A 14,826-nucleotide genomic window follows, 5' to 3' on the forward strand; every position below is an offset into this window, starting at 1 on the left:
TCCTGAATAAAAAGGGGTAATATTACCCCATTCTACCTTTAATATAGTCTTCTGTGCGTTTATTTTGTGGTTTATCAAAGATTTTTTTCGTTTCATCAAATTCCACAAGCTCGCCTAAATACATATAAGCTGTGTAATCTGAACAACGTGCCGCTTGTTGCATATTATGGGTAACAATCGCAACGGTATAATCATGTTTAAGCTCTGTGATGAGTTCTTCAATTTTCATGGTTGAGATCGGATCCAATGCAGAGCATGGCTCATCTAGTAGCAATACTTCCGGTTTAATCGCAATGCCTCGTGCGATACATAAACGCTGTTGCTGTCCACCCGATAAACTATCACCACTTTGGTTAAGTTTGTCTTTTACTTCATTCCAAAGTGCAGCTTTAGTTAATGCCCATTCGATACGATCATTCATTTCCGATTTAGGTAATTTTTCAAATAATCGAATACCAAATGCAATATTGTCATAAATGGACATCGGAAACGGTGTCGGCTTTTGGAACACCATGCCGACTTTTGCGCGAATAATAGAGATATCTGTTTTTGATGTTAATAAATTTTCACCATCAAGATTAATCTCCCCTTCTGCTCGTTGACTAGGGTAAAGTTCAAACATGCGATTTAAGGTACGTAATAGTGTGGATTTTCCACAACCTGATGGTCCAATAAATGCTGTTACTTTATTTTTAGCAATGCGCAAATTAATATCTTTTAACGCATGAAAATCCCCATAATAAAAATTCAAATTTTTAACATCAATCTTGGTATCGTCTAAATTGATAATGCTATTACTCATGGAAATCCCTTATTTTTGTTTTTGTTGAAAATAAACGCGCGTAATAATGTTTAACGCCAATACAAATAATGTGATTAATGTCGCACCTGCCCAAGCTAACTCATTCCAATCTTTAAACGGACTTGCTGCATATTGATAAATCACTACAGGTAAATTTGCCATTGGTCCATTCATATTCCATGATGTGAACTGATTGGAGAGAGCGGTAAATAACAATGGCGCGGTTTCCCCTGCCACACGCGCAACGGATAATAGTACGCCAGTTAAGATTCCTGCTTTGGCTGAACGATAACAAATCATGGTTATCACTCGCCATCTTGGACACCCTAACGCCGCCGCTGCTTCACGCAAATTATTTGGCACGAGATTCAACATATTATCTGTCGTACGCACCACAATTGGCACCACAATCACCGCTAACGCAAATGCACCAGCCCAGCCGGAATAATGTTTTACATTCGCCACATAAATCGTATAAATAAACAAACCGATAACAATAGATGGCGCAGAAAGTAAAATATCATTCAGAAAACGGGTTACTGATGAGAATTTGCTATAACGCCCATACTCCGCAAGATACGTCCCCGCTAAAATACCAACAGGTGTGCCTATTGCCGTCCCCACCAGTAACATTAAGCCAGAACCTAAAATGGCATTTATTAAGCCCCCTTGTTCGCCTGGTCCAGGTGTTTTTTCTAAGAACAGATCAAAGGACAATGCAGGAATACCTTTTGTGACCAATGTGCCAATAATCCAAAATAACCAGAACAAACCAAAACCTACCGCTAAAAAGGATAAACTAAGCATGATCTTATTCACGGTTTTGCGATAATAAAAACGCGAGCTTTGATGTTTTATCATGTTCTTTTTCCTTCTTTTTTCGTCATACGCATGATTAATAAACGTGAACAAGCTAATACGATGGTAGTGATCAAAAATAGGATTAAACCAATTTCGATTAACGCGGCTTTCTGCAAGCCTCCCGCTTCATTAAATTCATTAGCAATGGCTGAGGCAATCGAAGTAGAAGGTGAAAAAATCGACTCAGGTAAACGGAACGCATTACCGATCACAAATGTCACCGCCATTGTCTCACCTAAAGCACGCCCGAGCCCAAGCATAATACTTCCGATCACCCCTGTTTTGGTATAAGGCAAAATAATTTTCCATACCACTTCCCAAGTAGTTGAACCCAGCCCATATGCCGATTCTTTTAACATGGGCGGAACTACGCTAAAGACATCACGCATCACAGAAGCAATAAACGGGATAATCATAATGGCTAACACCAGCCCTGCCGTAAATAAACCGATGCCAAATGGCGCACCTTCAAATAGCACGCCAACAAAAGGCAAGCCGCCTAATACATCAATTAAATGTGGCTGGATATGCTGTTGGAATAGCGGTACAAAGACGAAAAGCCCCCACATACCATAAATAATAGATGGAATGGCTGCCAACATTTCAACGGCAATCCCTATTGGGCGCTTTAACCAATCTGGTGCTAATTCGGTTAAAAATGTTGCAATACCTAATGAAATAGGGATCGCAATGGCTAAAGCAATAAAAGACGAAATGAGCGTACCAATAATCGGTACTAAAGCCCCATAATTCTCTTGGATTGGATCCCAATCATTTGTCCAAATAAACGATAAACCAAACTTACTGATTGACTCCCAACTGCCCACAACCAATGAAACCAAGATTGCGGTCAACATGATAAACACAAAAATGGCGAAAAACTTTGTTGTATTTTTAAAAAGTCCTTCTAACCACCCTTTGTTTAATGCTTGTTGTTTTGTATTCTGCATAATATTTTCTTTATTTGTTATGGCAAATATCCACGAAAAAGATGAGGTGGGTTTCCCCACCTTAATTAATAATTACCAAAGCGCTTTACCGCTGCTATCTTTCACATCTGATTTCCATTGCCCTTGAATTTTCTCAACAACAGAATCCGGCATTGGAACATAATCTAACTCAGCCGCTGCGTTTTGGCCTTTTTTGAACGCCCAATCAAAGAATTGGAATACACCTTTCGTCGCTTCTGGCTTAGTTGCGGTTTTATGCAATAAGATAAAGCTCGCTGCAGTAATTGGCCATGAATTCTCGCCTGGTTCGTTAGTTAATACTACGCCCATACCTGGTGCTTCGTCCCATTTTGCATTGGCTGCTGCAGAAGAAAAGCTTTCACCTGATGGCTGAACGAATTTGCCATCTTTATTTTGTAACGATACCCATGATAGGTTGTTTTGTTTCGCATAAGCATACTCAACATAACCGATAGAGTATTTTAATTGCGCAACATACGCCGCTACACCTTCATTCCCTTTACCACCTTGACCTGTTGGCCATTTAACGGATTTTCCTTCACCTACTTGGGATTTCCAGTCTGCAGAGACTTTCGCAAGGTAATTAGTCCAACCGAATGTCGTTCCTGAGCTATCTGAACGGTGAACAACAATAATGGTATTATTTGGTAAGGTTAAATCTGGGTTTAAACTCGCGATAGCGGGATCATTCCATTTTTTGATTTTGCCTAAGTAAATATTTGCTAACACTTCGCCAGATAATTTCAACTTACCCGCAGCAACATCTGGGATATTCACAACCGGTACCGTTCCGCCGATCACCGCTGGGAATTGTAATAATTTGTGCTGATCCAATAATTCAGCTTTCATCGGATCATCTGAAGCACCGAAATCAATAGTTTTTGCGATAATTTGTTGCTGACCGCCGCCTGAGCCGATAGATTGATAATTAATTTTATTGCCTGTTTCTGCTTCATAAAGAGAGGCCCATTTCGCATAAATTGGATATGGGAAAGACGCGCCCGCCCCATTAATTGTTTGTGCCGCGTGCGCAGTAGAAAAAAGTAAGCCTAATGATAAGCCAAGAACGGATAATTTTGTTGCGATTGGTTTTAACATACGTTTTTCCTCATTTAATATTTAGGGAAATCCCCTAGTCCAGTTTTACAACGAGGCAAAGTGTAATAAATAAATATTACAATTTGATGACAATAAAAACTTTTTCAAAAATAACCGCACTTTGGCTATAAAACAAACACCCATCAAATGCTTGTCATCAAATTGTCATACTTTTTACGCATAATAAGCACCAAACAAATTGATTTGAGACAAGAAAAGCAACCAGCAAGTCGTGATAGCTCGGATTAGCTTGACCATGTATCAAATTAAACGCTAGTTATTTAGATTCAAAATAAGACAAAACAACGCTGTACTAATTTGAATATAAATCACTATACACATTAACACGCCTATAGGCCTGTAAACTTTTTTTATTTATGAGGACTGAGTATGAATCAATTTGATGTAATTGGCTTAGTGTATTGTCCAATGTTGTCAAAACGCGTCTATGCCAAAGCAAAAGATCATGAAAACAATGGATTATTTTTAATTGCTGCTGATCGTTTAAGAAAAATTAAAGAACGAGATTTGCCGGCAGGCGAACAGCGTGAAGTCGCAGGTATTTGGTTTTCTGATAATGGACGAATCGGTGGCAGTTTAATGCATGTTCAAGATTGTCGCCAATTTTTTGATGCAACGGCTAAAAATGCAGATTTACTCAACCAATTACACGAACGTAGTCCTGAAAACGGTTTTGAAGATAGCCGCCAATATGAAGACTTAATCGGGCATTATGATAACTGGCGCATTGTGCCTTAAGCGCTGTTTTTATAATAAAAAAGTGCGGTAAATATTTCTGATTTTTTACCGCACTTTTTAAAGTTTAAGTCATCAATTCTTAAGCTTGTTCATTCCAACGTTGAATAGATTCACGAATCACTTCTTTCGCTTCTTCTACATCGCCCCAATGTTTCACGACTGTAGAACCCGGTTTTTTCAACGCTTTATAGTGATTAAAATGGAATTCAATTTGTTTAATTAATTGAGCCGGTAAATCGGATAAGCTTTTATATGCATTCCCAGTATCACGATCATCTGCAGGCACACAGACAATTTTATCATCTACCTCACCATCATCGACAAATTTCATCACACCGATAACACGCGCTTCAAGGAAAACGCCTGTTGCTAACGGTTGACGAGTGATTAATAATACATCTAATTCATCGCCATCTTCATCTAAAGTTTGTGGAATAAAACCATAGTTTGTCGGTTTTGCAAAAATTTCCGGCTCCACGCGATCTAATTGAAACGCTGCAACTTTGCGGTTCCATTCGATTTTGTGGCAGCTACCTTGTGGAATTTCATTAACCACATTGATAATTCCACCATCAACATCACCCGGAGTAAGAATTTGATTAAAATCTGCCATTTTATGCCTCTGTTATTTAGTTTAATACATTAAGAAATTCATCGACAACATATGTATATTGTATGTTGCCTAAAAAAATTACATGCCAATAATGACACAGTTTGTAATACTTTTTGCATCTGCTTGCGCTTTTGCCGCTGCGGCTCTATCGCCAACTGGCCCAACAAACACACGGTTCCAATCAGCACTCGATGTCACTCGGCTATTAAATCCAGCCATTGCTAAACGTGCCTGTAGGTTTTCTGCTTGTCCTTTATTTTTAAACGCCCCACATTGTAACCCAAACTTTCCACCGGCTGTGGATTGAGATGACGTAGGTTTCGCAGGCTCTTTTTTCGCAGCCTCTTTCACAACCTCTTGTTTTTGTTGTTCTGTCGCCGGTTTTGCAACCACTTTCACGGGTTCTGCTTTTTTTACCTCAGGTTTCGCTTCAACGACCTGTGGTTTTTCCACTTTACTCACTGGTGGAGGGGTTTTCGATTCTGTTGTTTTAGCTTCTTGAGCTTGTTGCTCTGCGCGAGCAAGTGCCGCTTTTTTTGCCTCTTCTGCTTTCTTTTGTTGCGCGAGCTTATCTTGTTCCAACATCGCTAAAATTCGCTTTTGCTCTGCTGTTAATTGCGCGTTTTTATCAATAGCACCCGGACTGTTATCCACTGGGATTTCACGAGTTTCTAAATCTTGAATATAACTCCACACTTCCTCAGGGCGACTTGGCAATACGCTTTTTGGTGTTGTAGGCTCCACCGGTTGAGTATCCACCCTTTTCTCAACCTCTGGGGCATTTTTTTTCAAAAAATATAAACCACCAGCAAACATAACTAGTACAATTCCAACGATAAACAGTACCGTTGTTTTACTAATTCCATTGGATTTTTTCTTTTTCCTTGAAGCGCTACTACGAGCAGCGTAATCACGTTGAGCCACGAGTAAACCTTAATTAACCTAAATAAAATAAATAACAAAATAAGAATAGTCGGTAATTCTACTGAAAAAATCTATGAATGACTAGGGTTTCAAGCGGAAATTTAATAAGTTAATGGCACGCCCTATTGGATTCGAACCAATGACCTACGGCTTAGAAGGCCGTTGCTCTATCCAGCTGAGCTAAGGGCGCATTTCAAGTGGATACTATCAATAAAGAAGTGGTCGGCGAGATAGGATTTGAACCTACGACCCACTGGTCCCAAACCAGTTGCGCTACCAAGCTGCGCTACTCGCCGACATCATGGAAGAGAATTATAAATTTCTTTTAATTTCAGTCAATCATTTTTTTCTATTTTATCATCAATCGCTTAAAATAATCTCACTGCCTCTTACATTTCCCCCCATTTTCTGCCAAAATACTCCGGCAAACGTTTTCTATTTTGAGGATTATCTATGACCGCACAAGTCATTTCCGGTACGGCACTCGCCAAACAAATTAAATCAGACATCCAACAAAAAATTAGCCAATACCTTGCGACAGGTAAACGTTCTCCTGGTTTAGCCGTCGTCCTTGTTGGTGCGGATCCTGCCTCACAGGTCTACGTGGGAAGTAAACGCAAAAGCTGTGCGGAAATTGGTATCCAATCTCAGTCCTATGATTTAGCCGAAACCACGACAGAAGCAGAGTTACTCGCACTGATCAAAAAACTGAATCAAGATACTTCTGTTGACGGTATTTTAGTACAACTTCCTTTACCTGCGCATATTGACAGTACAAAAGTGATTGAGGCGATTGCACCTGAAAAAGATGTGGACGGTTTTCATCCCTATAATGTAGGCCGTTTATGTCAACGCATTCCGACATTACGTGCTTGCACACCTTTTGGGGTCATCAAATTACTTGAAACCACTGGCGTAGATTTACACGGACAACATGCGGTCATTGTCGGCGCGTCAAATATTGTTGGTCGCCCAATGGCGATGGAATTACTGCTCGCTGGCGCAACAGTTACAGTCACCCATAAATTTACTAAAGACCTTGAATCCCATGTACGTCAAGCCGATATTTTGATCGTTGCTGTGGGTAAAGCCAAATTTATTCCTGGCGACTGGATTAAATCCGGTGCAATTGTGATCGATGTCGGCATTAATCGCGTAGAGGGTAAATTATATGGTGATGTTGATTATGAAAGTGCGGTCAAAAATGCCGGATTTATTACGCCAGTGCCAGGCGGTGTAGGTCCAATGACTGTTGCAATGCTAATGCATAATACCTTATTCGCATACGAGCAACACGAAGGTTTAAATTAATCATCAAATTAAAAAGTGCGGTTGAAAAATCTATTTTTCTACACCGCTCTTTTATATGATGTCTTTCTCTATCAAGCTTTACGCCAAGTCGTACCATTCGGGCCGTCTTCTAAAACAATGCCCATTGCAGTTAATTGGTTACGCGCCTCATCAGCTTTCGCCCAATCCTTGTTTGCTCGTGCGGTATTACGTTGAGTAATTAAAGTTTCAATGGCGGCCACTTCATCATCTTGAGTGTCCCCTTTTAAGAACGCCTCAGGATCTTGGCTTAATAAGCCTAACACGCCGGCCAATTGTTTTAGACGTGCGGCAAAATGATTCGCTTGTTTTGGATCGTCTAGCTTTAATTTATTTAACTCACGCACCATATCAAACAACACAGCTAATGCTGCTGGCGTATTGAAATCATCATTCATGGCGGCTTCAAATGCTTGTATATATTGTTCACCACCTACAGCCTCAACGCTCGTATCACAACCTCGCAACGCGGTATATAAACGTTCTAAAGCCGCTCTAGCATTTTCTAAGGCTTCTAAGTCGTAATTTAACAGTGAGCGATATTGCGCTGTCAAAAAGAAATAACGCAAACTTTCGGCATCATATTTTTCAAGCATAGTGCGCAGTGTAAAAAAGTTGCCTAGTGACTTAGACATTTTCACTTCGTCAATCGTCAGCATTCCCGTATGCAACCAATAATTCACATACTCCCCCCCATGCGCACAGCAAGACTGAGCAATTTCATTTTCATGATGAGGGAACATCAAATCTGAACCACCACCATGAATATCAAAGTGTTCACCAAGTTCTTTACTGTTCATTGCCGAACATTCAATATGCCAACCCGGTCGTCCTTTTCCCCATGGCGAATCCCAACTTGGTTCGTTGGGTTTAGACATTTTCCATAATACAAAATCCATTGGATTGCGCTTCACACTTTTAATTTCAACGCGCGCGCCGGCTTGTAGTTGTTCTAAATTTTGTCGAGAAAGCGCACCATAATTCGCAAAACTTTCCACATTAAACATCACGTCGCCATCTTCTGCGACATAAGCATTACCTTTTGCAATTAAGGTTTTCACCATCTCAATAATCTCAGGAATATGCTGTGTCGCACGCGGCTCTAAATCGGGGCGTAGTATATTTAAAGCATCAAAATCCTTATGCATTTCAGCAATCATTCGTTCCACAAGCGCATCACAACTTTCGTTATTTTCCAATGCTCTCTTAATAATTTTATCATCTACGTCGGTAATATTACGCACATAGCGCAAGTTATAGCCTAAATAACGTAGATAGCGACTAATGACATCAAAAGACACAAAAGTACGTCCATGACCAAAATGGCACAAATCGTAAACCGTCACCCCACATACATACATTCCCACTTGGTTAGGATTAATGGGGTTAAAGACTTCTTTTTCTCGTGTCAGTGTATTAAAAATTTTTAGCATTTTTTGATGTTCTCTTTTCTTGTATGAATAATTGACCGCTCTTTTATAGCACTTTTTGTTATTTTATGGAATAATGCAGACTTTAAATGCAATATAGGACAACAAAATGATTACATTACATACAAATTTTGGCGATATTAAGATTGCTTTAAATCATGAGAAAGCCCCTATTACCGCAGAAAATTTTTTAAATTACTGCAAAGACGGCTTCTATAATAACACAATTTTTCACCGTGTAATCGATGGCTTTATGATTCAAGGCGGTGGTTTAGAAGCTGGCATGCAAGAAAAAGAAACCAATGCGCCTATCAAAAACGAAGCAAATAACGGTTTAAGCAACAAACGAGGAACTATCGCGATGGCGCGTACCTCTGATCCTCATTCTGCTACAGCACAATTCTTTATCAATGTGAATGACAATGACTTCCTTGATTTCAAATCTGAAACCATGCAAGGTTGGGGATATTGTGTATTTGGCGAAGTGGTTGAAGGCATGGAAACTGTGGATAAAATCCGTAAAGTGAAAACTGGCAACTACGGCTTCCACCAAGATGTACCAAAAGAAGAAGTTATTATCACTTCTGTCACCGTCGCATAATCCATAATGAGGCGAATTCTGTTCGCCTTAGCAAGATAATGGGCGTATGTAATACGCCCCTGCAATAAATTTCATAACCCATTGAAATATAAATAATACTTTAAGCCTGACAACCATGTCGCCTTTTTCTTTGTGATACAAATATATGTATTGTTTTTTTGACACTCACACTCACCTTGACTATGTGCAAGAAAGCACACAAACCCCTTTGGCACAGTTAATTGACAATGCAAGTGCGGTTGGAATTCAAAAAATTTTAATCGTTGCCGTTTTTCGAGAAAATTTTAAAACAATTGAAAAAATGACCGCACTTTTCCCTGAACAATTACGCTATGGATTGGGATTACACCCCTTATATATCCGTCAGCATCAACAAAGTGATTTAGACTTATTAGCCAAGCAATTAGCTAGAAAAGACCCTCTTTGTACCGCAATCGCTGAAATTGGTTTAGAGCGCGCGATCCCCGAACTCGTGGAGGATGATCTCTGGCGTAAACAATGTGAGTATCTTGAAGCCCAGTTACAATTGGCAAAACAGTTTCATTTACCCATCAATTTACACTCACGTAAAAGCCACGAACAGCTTTTTTCCTTTTTGAAGCGCATTCAATTGCCAAAATGTGGGGTCGTGCATGGTTTTGCCGGCAGCTATGACCAAGCAAAACGCTTTGTAGATTTGGGATATAAAATCGGTGTGGGCGGTACAATTACTTATGCACGCGCAAATAAAACCCGTCAAACCATTGCCAAATTACCCCTTGATGCGTTATTACTTGAGACAGATAGCCCAGATATGCCGGTATTTGGTTTTCAAGGGCAACCCAATCGACCAGAGCGGTTATATCATGTGTTTCAGTCATTATGCGCACTACGTTCGGAGTCCCCTGAACATATTGCTGACACGATTTGGAAAAACAGTCAGATCTTTAGCTAAAATATGATACAGATCACATATCAATCTTATTTATTATTTTTTTGTGATGTAAATCACATTTTAAAACAAAAGGTAAATTTATTTATTGTGATACACATCACATTTTTAATCTTTAAAATTTGCCTTTTTTTTCGCCTATGTTACTTTACCCTTGATTTAATACCTATTTGAAAATCGAGGTCTTTATGCTTTCAGCAAATGCAAAAGTTAAAATCCAGAGTTTTGGACGTTTTCTCTCCAATATGGTGATGCCGAATATCGGCGCATTTATCGCGTGGGGATTTATTACCGCGCTCTTTATCCCTACTGGTTGGCTACCAAATGAAACTTTAGCCAAGATGGTAGGGCCAATGATCACCTATTTATTACCTCTGTTAATTGGTTATACCGGTGGTAAATTAGTCGCAGGCGATCGCGGCGCTGTGGTCGGTGCTATTACTACAGCAGGGGTAATTGTTGGTACAGACATTCCTATGTTCTTGGGCGCAATGATCGCAGGGCCTACTGGCGGTTGGGTTATTAAGAAATTTGACCAATGGGCTGATGGTAAAATCAAAAGTGGTTTTGAGATGTTAGTCAATAACTTCTCATCAGGCATCATCGGAATGATCCTGGCCATTCTTTTCTTTTGGGTTATTGGACCAATTGTAAAAGAATTATCGACTTTACTCGCCGCTGGTGTGGATGTCTTAGTGCGTAACGGCTTATTGCCACTTACCTCATTATTTGTTGAACCTGCAAAAATCCTGTTCTTAAACAATGCCATTAATCACGGTATTTTCTCTCCACTAGGTATTCAACAATCTCAAGAATTTGGTCAATCTGTTTTCTTCTTAATTGAGGCAAATCCAGGTCCAGGCTTAGGTGTTCTACTCGCCTATATGTTCTTCGGTAGAGGCTCGGCCAAACAAACCTCAGGTGGAGCTGCGATTATCCATTTCTTCGGAGGCATTCATGAAATTTACTTCCCTTATGTATTGATGAATCCTCGTTTGTTAATTGCGGTGATTGCTGGCGGTATGACCGGTGTATTTACACTTGTTTTATTTAACGCAGGGTTACAAGCGCCAGCTTCGCCTGGTTCAATTATTGCGGTACTGGCAATGACACCAAAAGCGTCATTCTTAGGAGTGATTTTATCGGTCATTTTCTCTTGTGCGGTATCTTTTGTTTTATCCTCTTTCTTCCTTAAAATTCAAAAAGAAGATGCAGGCAAAACCTTAGAAGATATGCAAGCGGCTTCAAAAGCCATGAAATCAAGCAATGCTAACCAAAATGCGGTTACAGATTACAACGGATTGCGTAAAATCTTCGTCTCTTGCGATGCGGGTATGGGTTCGAGCGCAATGGGTGCAAGCATGCTACGCAAAAAAGTTAAAGATGCTGGCTTACCTTTAGAAGTGACTAACTGTGCAATCAATGATTTACCCGATGATGCTCGCTTAGTCATCACTCACCAAGATTTAACTCTACGTGCAAAACAACGCGTACCGAATGCGATGCATTTATCATTACAAAACTTCTTGGATAATAAATTCTACGATAGTTTAATCGGTGAATTAAAAGCAACCCTTAATTCACCTAAAGCAGAAACCGAAACCACACAACCGGAAAATGTAATAGAAGTAAATGGCGCAACTTTCCAGTTATCAGAAAGCCAAATTTTCTTAGGCTTACACGCAGATAATAAAGAAGATGCGATTCGTTTTGCTGGTGAACAGTTAGTTGCTTCAGGCTTTGTATTACCAAGCTATGTCGATGCTATGTTTGAGCGTGAAAAAATGGTATCGACTTACTTAGGCGAGGGCGTGGCTGTGCCACATGGTACAGTGGAAGCCAAAGATGCTGTTTTAAAAACAGGTGTTGTCGTATGCCAATATCCAAATGGTGTCCGTTTCACCGATGACGATGATGGTATTGCCAAATTAGTTATCGGTATTGCCGCCCGTAATAATGAACATGTCCAAGTGGTGTCTGCGATTACAAATGCTTTAGATAGCGAAGAAGCCATTGAAATTTTAACCTCAACTGGTGATGTTCAAAAAGTGTTAGCATTACTCAAAGCATAAGAAACGTTGTACTATAGGGCAAGGTTCGCCTTGCCTCTATACCATTCACATAAAGGGAATCACATGAAAGCATTACATTTTGGCGCAGGCAATATTGGTCGTGGTTTTATTGGTAAGTTATTAGCAGACTCTGGTATTCCAGTCGTGTTCGCGGATGTTAACGATAAGGTCATTAATTTGCTTAATCAACAAGGGGCATATAATGTCAAAATTGTTGGTGAACAAAGTAAACTTGAACAAGTTAATCATGTCAGTGGTGTTAATTCCAAAGACGAAAATGCGGTAATCGATTTATTTCATTCAGTCGATTTAATCACCACCGCAGTCGGGCCAACGGTACTTAAAATTATTTCAAGCACGATTGCAAAAGGTCTAATTGCTCGTATTGAAGCTGGCAATACGCAACCATTTAATATTATTGCTTGTGAAAATATGGTACGTGGCACAACCTTTTTAAAAGAACAAGTTTTCACTCACTTAACCCCTGAACAACAAAAACAAGTGAGCGAATTTGTCGGTTTTGTGGACTCAGCGGTGGATCGTATTGTGCCACCGGTGAATGCGCCAGAAGATGATCCACTCTTAGTCACCGTTGAAGAATTCAGCGAATGGATAGTGGATCAAACCCAATTCAAAGGGAATATCCCTGATATTCAAGGCATGGAAAAAACAGATAACCTCATGGCATTTATTGAGCGTAAACTCTTTACCCTGAATACCGGTCATGCTGTCACGGCCTATATGGGTAAACAAAAAGGTTATCAATTTGTGCGTGAATCCATTGAAGATGAAAGTATTAAAGACTTCGTAAAAGCTGTTATGCAAGAGAGTGGCGAAGTGTTGATTCAACGTTATGCATTCGATCGCCAAGCCCATGCTGCATATATTGAAAAAATCCTCAAACGCTTTGCTAATCCATATTTAGTCGATGATGTCGATCGCGTTGGTCGGGAGCCATTACGTAAGCTGAGTGAAAACGATCGTTTAATCAAACCATTACGAGGCACGTTAGAATATAAGCTTAGTCATGACAATTTAATCCGTGCTATTGCAACCGCATTGCTATACCGCAACGATAGCGACCCACAGGCACAAGAACTTGAGGCCGCAATAAATCAAGAAGGCGTAGAAGCAACGCTGCGTAAATACACAGGTTTACAGGATCAAGATGTTATCACTCGCATTGTGAATCAATATCATGTATTGACACATTAATTTTGGGATAACGCGTGTTTCAGGACGAAAACCTTATTTATGAAAAACTCAATGATGCAACCTCTATTCGAGGTTTCATCATTTCTGCTGTCTCTCTATTTGAAGAATCAGTAGATCAATTAATTAACCGTGTCTTTCTTAAAACAGATTTTGCAGTGAAATCCGTCGTAGATTCCTTACTTTATCAATCAGGGCCATTGTTTGAATTGCCTATTCGCCTAAAAGTATTATTAGGATTAGGCGTTATTTCTCATGATGTCTTTGAAGACATTAACGCTTTTCTTTCCATGAAAGAACAGCTCAATAATGATGAAAAAGATTATACATTTAATGATGACAACATCATCAGTTTTACACAAAATCTATGCCATCAAAAAGATAAACCACTTATCACAATAACAAATACCTCAATGGATAATCACGATTCATTACAACATCAAATGCATCTATTACGCCAAGAAAAAATTATTCGCTCCAGTCTTATTTTGATTATTAGCGAAATTTATGAACAATTACAAATTGAAAGTCCTCTTTAACTTGAAATTTCCATCTATTAACGCCATTATAAAACTATTCGATTTTTAACCGCACTTTCATTGGAATAACACTATGGATATGAACGCCATTCAGTATTTAATCTTTACCCTTATCGGGCTTTACAGCTTTATTTTAGTACTACGTGCTTGGTTTCAATATTGCAAGGTGGATTTTTATAACCCACTTTCACAAACACTCGTTAAGCTAACACAACCGGTGCTTGCGCCCTTGCGTAAAGTGATTCCGAGCAAAAACAATCTTGATTTAGCCGCATTAATTGCCGCGTTTATTCTATCGGCCATAAAATATCCGGCCCTCACGCTCATTGGGGGACAGGTGATGCCCGCCATACCACAGACATTGCTTATTGGTATTTTAGGGGTAATCAAAACCTTTGGGGAAATTCTCTTTTGGTCAATCTTAATCAGAGCAATTTTAAGTTGGTTTAGTCGTGGCAATAGTCCACTAGAATATACACTTTATCAGATCACAGAACCCGTATTAGGCCCTATCCGCCGCCTATTACCAAGTACCGGTATGATCGATTTTTCTGTCATGATATTAGGGTTTATCCTAATTTTCGGTAATAAATTGATGTATGATTTTTTTAACGTTTTGTGGTTATTAGCATAAATTATCACATTTCAATCCACTGATTATCTGACAGCCCCAAGTTTTCCTAT

15 protein-coding genes and 2 tRNA genes are annotated in these 14,826 nt (G+C 39.5%); 8 read left to right on the forward strand and 9 right to left on the reverse strand.

What is annotated here, in order from left to right; translation table 11 throughout:
* Nucleotides 1–22: 22 nt before the first annotated feature.
* From pstB to pstS, 4 genes are all read right to left on the reverse strand, one after another.
* Nucleotides 23–802, reverse strand: a complete 780-nt coding sequence (gene pstB / locus CVP05_RS04895; protein ID WP_100288465.1) for a phosphate ABC transporter ATP-binding protein PstB — start codon at nt 800–802, stop codon at nt 23–25.
* Nucleotides 803–811: 9 nt separating this feature from the next.
* Nucleotides 812–1,663 carry a phosphate ABC transporter permease PstA gene (pstA, locus tag CVP05_RS04900; protein ID WP_100288466.1) on the reverse strand — a complete coding sequence of 284 codons (852 nt, stop codon included), beginning with the start codon at nt 1,661–1,663 and terminating at the stop codon, nt 812–814.
* Nucleotides 1,660–2,613, reverse strand: coding sequence for a phosphate ABC transporter permease subunit PstC (pstC, locus tag CVP05_RS04905; RefSeq protein ID WP_100288467.1), 954 nt, complete (start codon nt 2,611–2,613; stop codon nt 1,660–1,662). Before pstC ends, pstA begins: the two co-directional genes overlap by 4 nt.
* 72 nt (nt 2,614–2,685) lie before the next feature.
* Nucleotides 2,686–3,732: a phosphate ABC transporter substrate-binding protein PstS gene (gene pstS, locus CVP05_RS04910; protein ID WP_100288468.1), complete on the reverse strand. Its 1,047-nt coding sequence runs from the start codon at nt 3,730–3,732 to the stop codon at nt 2,686–2,688.
* A 390-nt stretch (nt 3,733–4,122) separates the two neighbouring features.
* Here pstS and CVP05_RS04915 point away from each other — a divergent pair, with 390 nt between their 5' ends.
* Nucleotides 4,123–4,491 (forward strand): hypothetical protein, encoded by a 369-nt coding sequence (locus CVP05_RS04915; RefSeq protein WP_100288469.1) that lies wholly within the window; start codon nt 4,123–4,125, stop codon nt 4,489–4,491.
* Between the two features lie 79 nt (nt 4,492–4,570).
* On the opposite strand, the gene CVP05_RS04920 is transcribed toward CVP05_RS04915, so the two are convergent.
* The 4 genes from CVP05_RS04920 to CVP05_RS04935 all read right to left on the reverse strand — a co-directional run bounded on the left by CVP05_RS04920 (nt 4,571) and on the right by CVP05_RS04935 (nt 6,324).
* The gene (locus CVP05_RS04920) at nt 4,571–5,104 is read right to left on the reverse strand and encodes an inorganic diphosphatase (protein WP_100288470.1); all 534 of its coding nucleotides are present in this window, start codon (nt 5,102–5,104) and stop codon (nt 4,571–4,573) included.
* A 78-nt stretch (nt 5,105–5,182) separates the two neighbouring features.
* Nucleotides 5,183–6,028, reverse strand: a complete 846-nt coding sequence (gene ftsN, locus CVP05_RS04925) for a cell division protein FtsN (RefSeq protein ID WP_100288471.1) — start codon at nt 6,026–6,028, stop codon at nt 5,183–5,185.
* A gap of 113 nt (nt 6,029–6,141) precedes the next feature.
* A tRNA-Arg gene (locus CVP05_RS04930) sits at nt 6,142–6,218 on the reverse strand.
* 29 nt (nt 6,219–6,247) lie between these two features.
* Nucleotides 6,248–6,324 (reverse strand) — tRNA-Pro (locus CVP05_RS04935).
* A 157-nt stretch (nt 6,325–6,481) separates the two neighbouring features.
* On the opposite strand from CVP05_RS04935, the gene folD reads away from it, so the two are divergent.
* Nucleotides 6,482–7,339 carry a bifunctional methylenetetrahydrofolate dehydrogenase/methenyltetrahydrofolate cyclohydrolase FolD gene (folD, locus tag CVP05_RS04940; RefSeq protein WP_100288472.1) on the forward strand — a complete coding sequence of 286 codons (858 nt, stop codon included), beginning with the start codon at nt 6,482–6,484 and terminating at the stop codon, nt 7,337–7,339.
* A 71-nt stretch (nt 7,340–7,410) separates the two neighbouring features.
* On the opposite strand, the gene cysS is transcribed toward folD, so the two are convergent.
* On the reverse strand, nt 7,411–8,790 hold the full coding sequence (gene cysS, locus CVP05_RS04945) for a cysteine--tRNA ligase (RefSeq protein ID WP_100288473.1): 1,380 nt from the start codon (nt 8,788–8,790) through the stop codon (nt 7,411–7,413).
* Nucleotides 8,791–8,896: 106 nt separating this feature from the next.
* Between cysS and CVP05_RS04950 the strand changes: the two genes are divergently transcribed.
* The 6 genes from CVP05_RS04950 (at nt 8,897) to CVP05_RS04975 (ending at nt 14,776) form a co-directional block, all read left to right on the forward strand.
* Nucleotides 8,897–9,388 carry a peptidylprolyl isomerase gene (locus CVP05_RS04950; RefSeq protein WP_100288474.1) on the forward strand — a complete coding sequence of 164 codons (492 nt, stop codon included), beginning with the start codon at nt 8,897–8,899 and terminating at the stop codon, nt 9,386–9,388.
* 145 nt (nt 9,389–9,533) lie between these two features.
* Nucleotides 9,534–10,322: a TatD family hydrolase gene (locus CVP05_RS04955; protein ID WP_100288475.1), complete on the forward strand. Its 789-nt coding sequence runs from the start codon at nt 9,534–9,536 to the stop codon at nt 10,320–10,322.
* A gap of 185 nt (nt 10,323–10,507) precedes the next feature.
* Nucleotides 10,508–12,391: a PTS mannitol transporter subunit IICBA gene (locus tag CVP05_RS04960; RefSeq protein WP_100288476.1), complete on the forward strand. Its 1,884-nt coding sequence runs from the start codon at nt 10,508–10,510 to the stop codon at nt 12,389–12,391.
* A gap of 63 nt (nt 12,392–12,454) precedes the next feature.
* Nucleotides 12,455–13,606 (forward strand): mannitol-1-phosphate 5-dehydrogenase, encoded by a 1,152-nt coding sequence (locus tag CVP05_RS04965; RefSeq protein ID WP_100288477.1) that lies wholly within the window; start codon nt 12,455–12,457, stop codon nt 13,604–13,606.
* Between the two features lie 14 nt (nt 13,607–13,620).
* Nucleotides 13,621–14,142, forward strand: coding sequence for an MltR family transcriptional regulator (locus tag CVP05_RS04970; RefSeq protein WP_100288478.1), 522 nt, complete (start codon nt 13,621–13,623; stop codon nt 14,140–14,142).
* Between the two features lie 79 nt (nt 14,143–14,221).
* Nucleotides 14,222–14,776: a YggT family protein gene (locus CVP05_RS04975; protein WP_100288489.1), complete on the forward strand. Its 555-nt coding sequence runs from the start codon at nt 14,222–14,224 to the stop codon at nt 14,774–14,776.
* Nucleotides 14,777–14,826 lie beyond the last annotated feature (50 nt).

It is taken from the genome of Conservatibacter flavescens (assembly GCF_002795425.1).
GTDB lineage: Bacteria > Pseudomonadota > Gammaproteobacteria > Enterobacterales > Pasteurellaceae > Conservatibacter > Conservatibacter flavescens.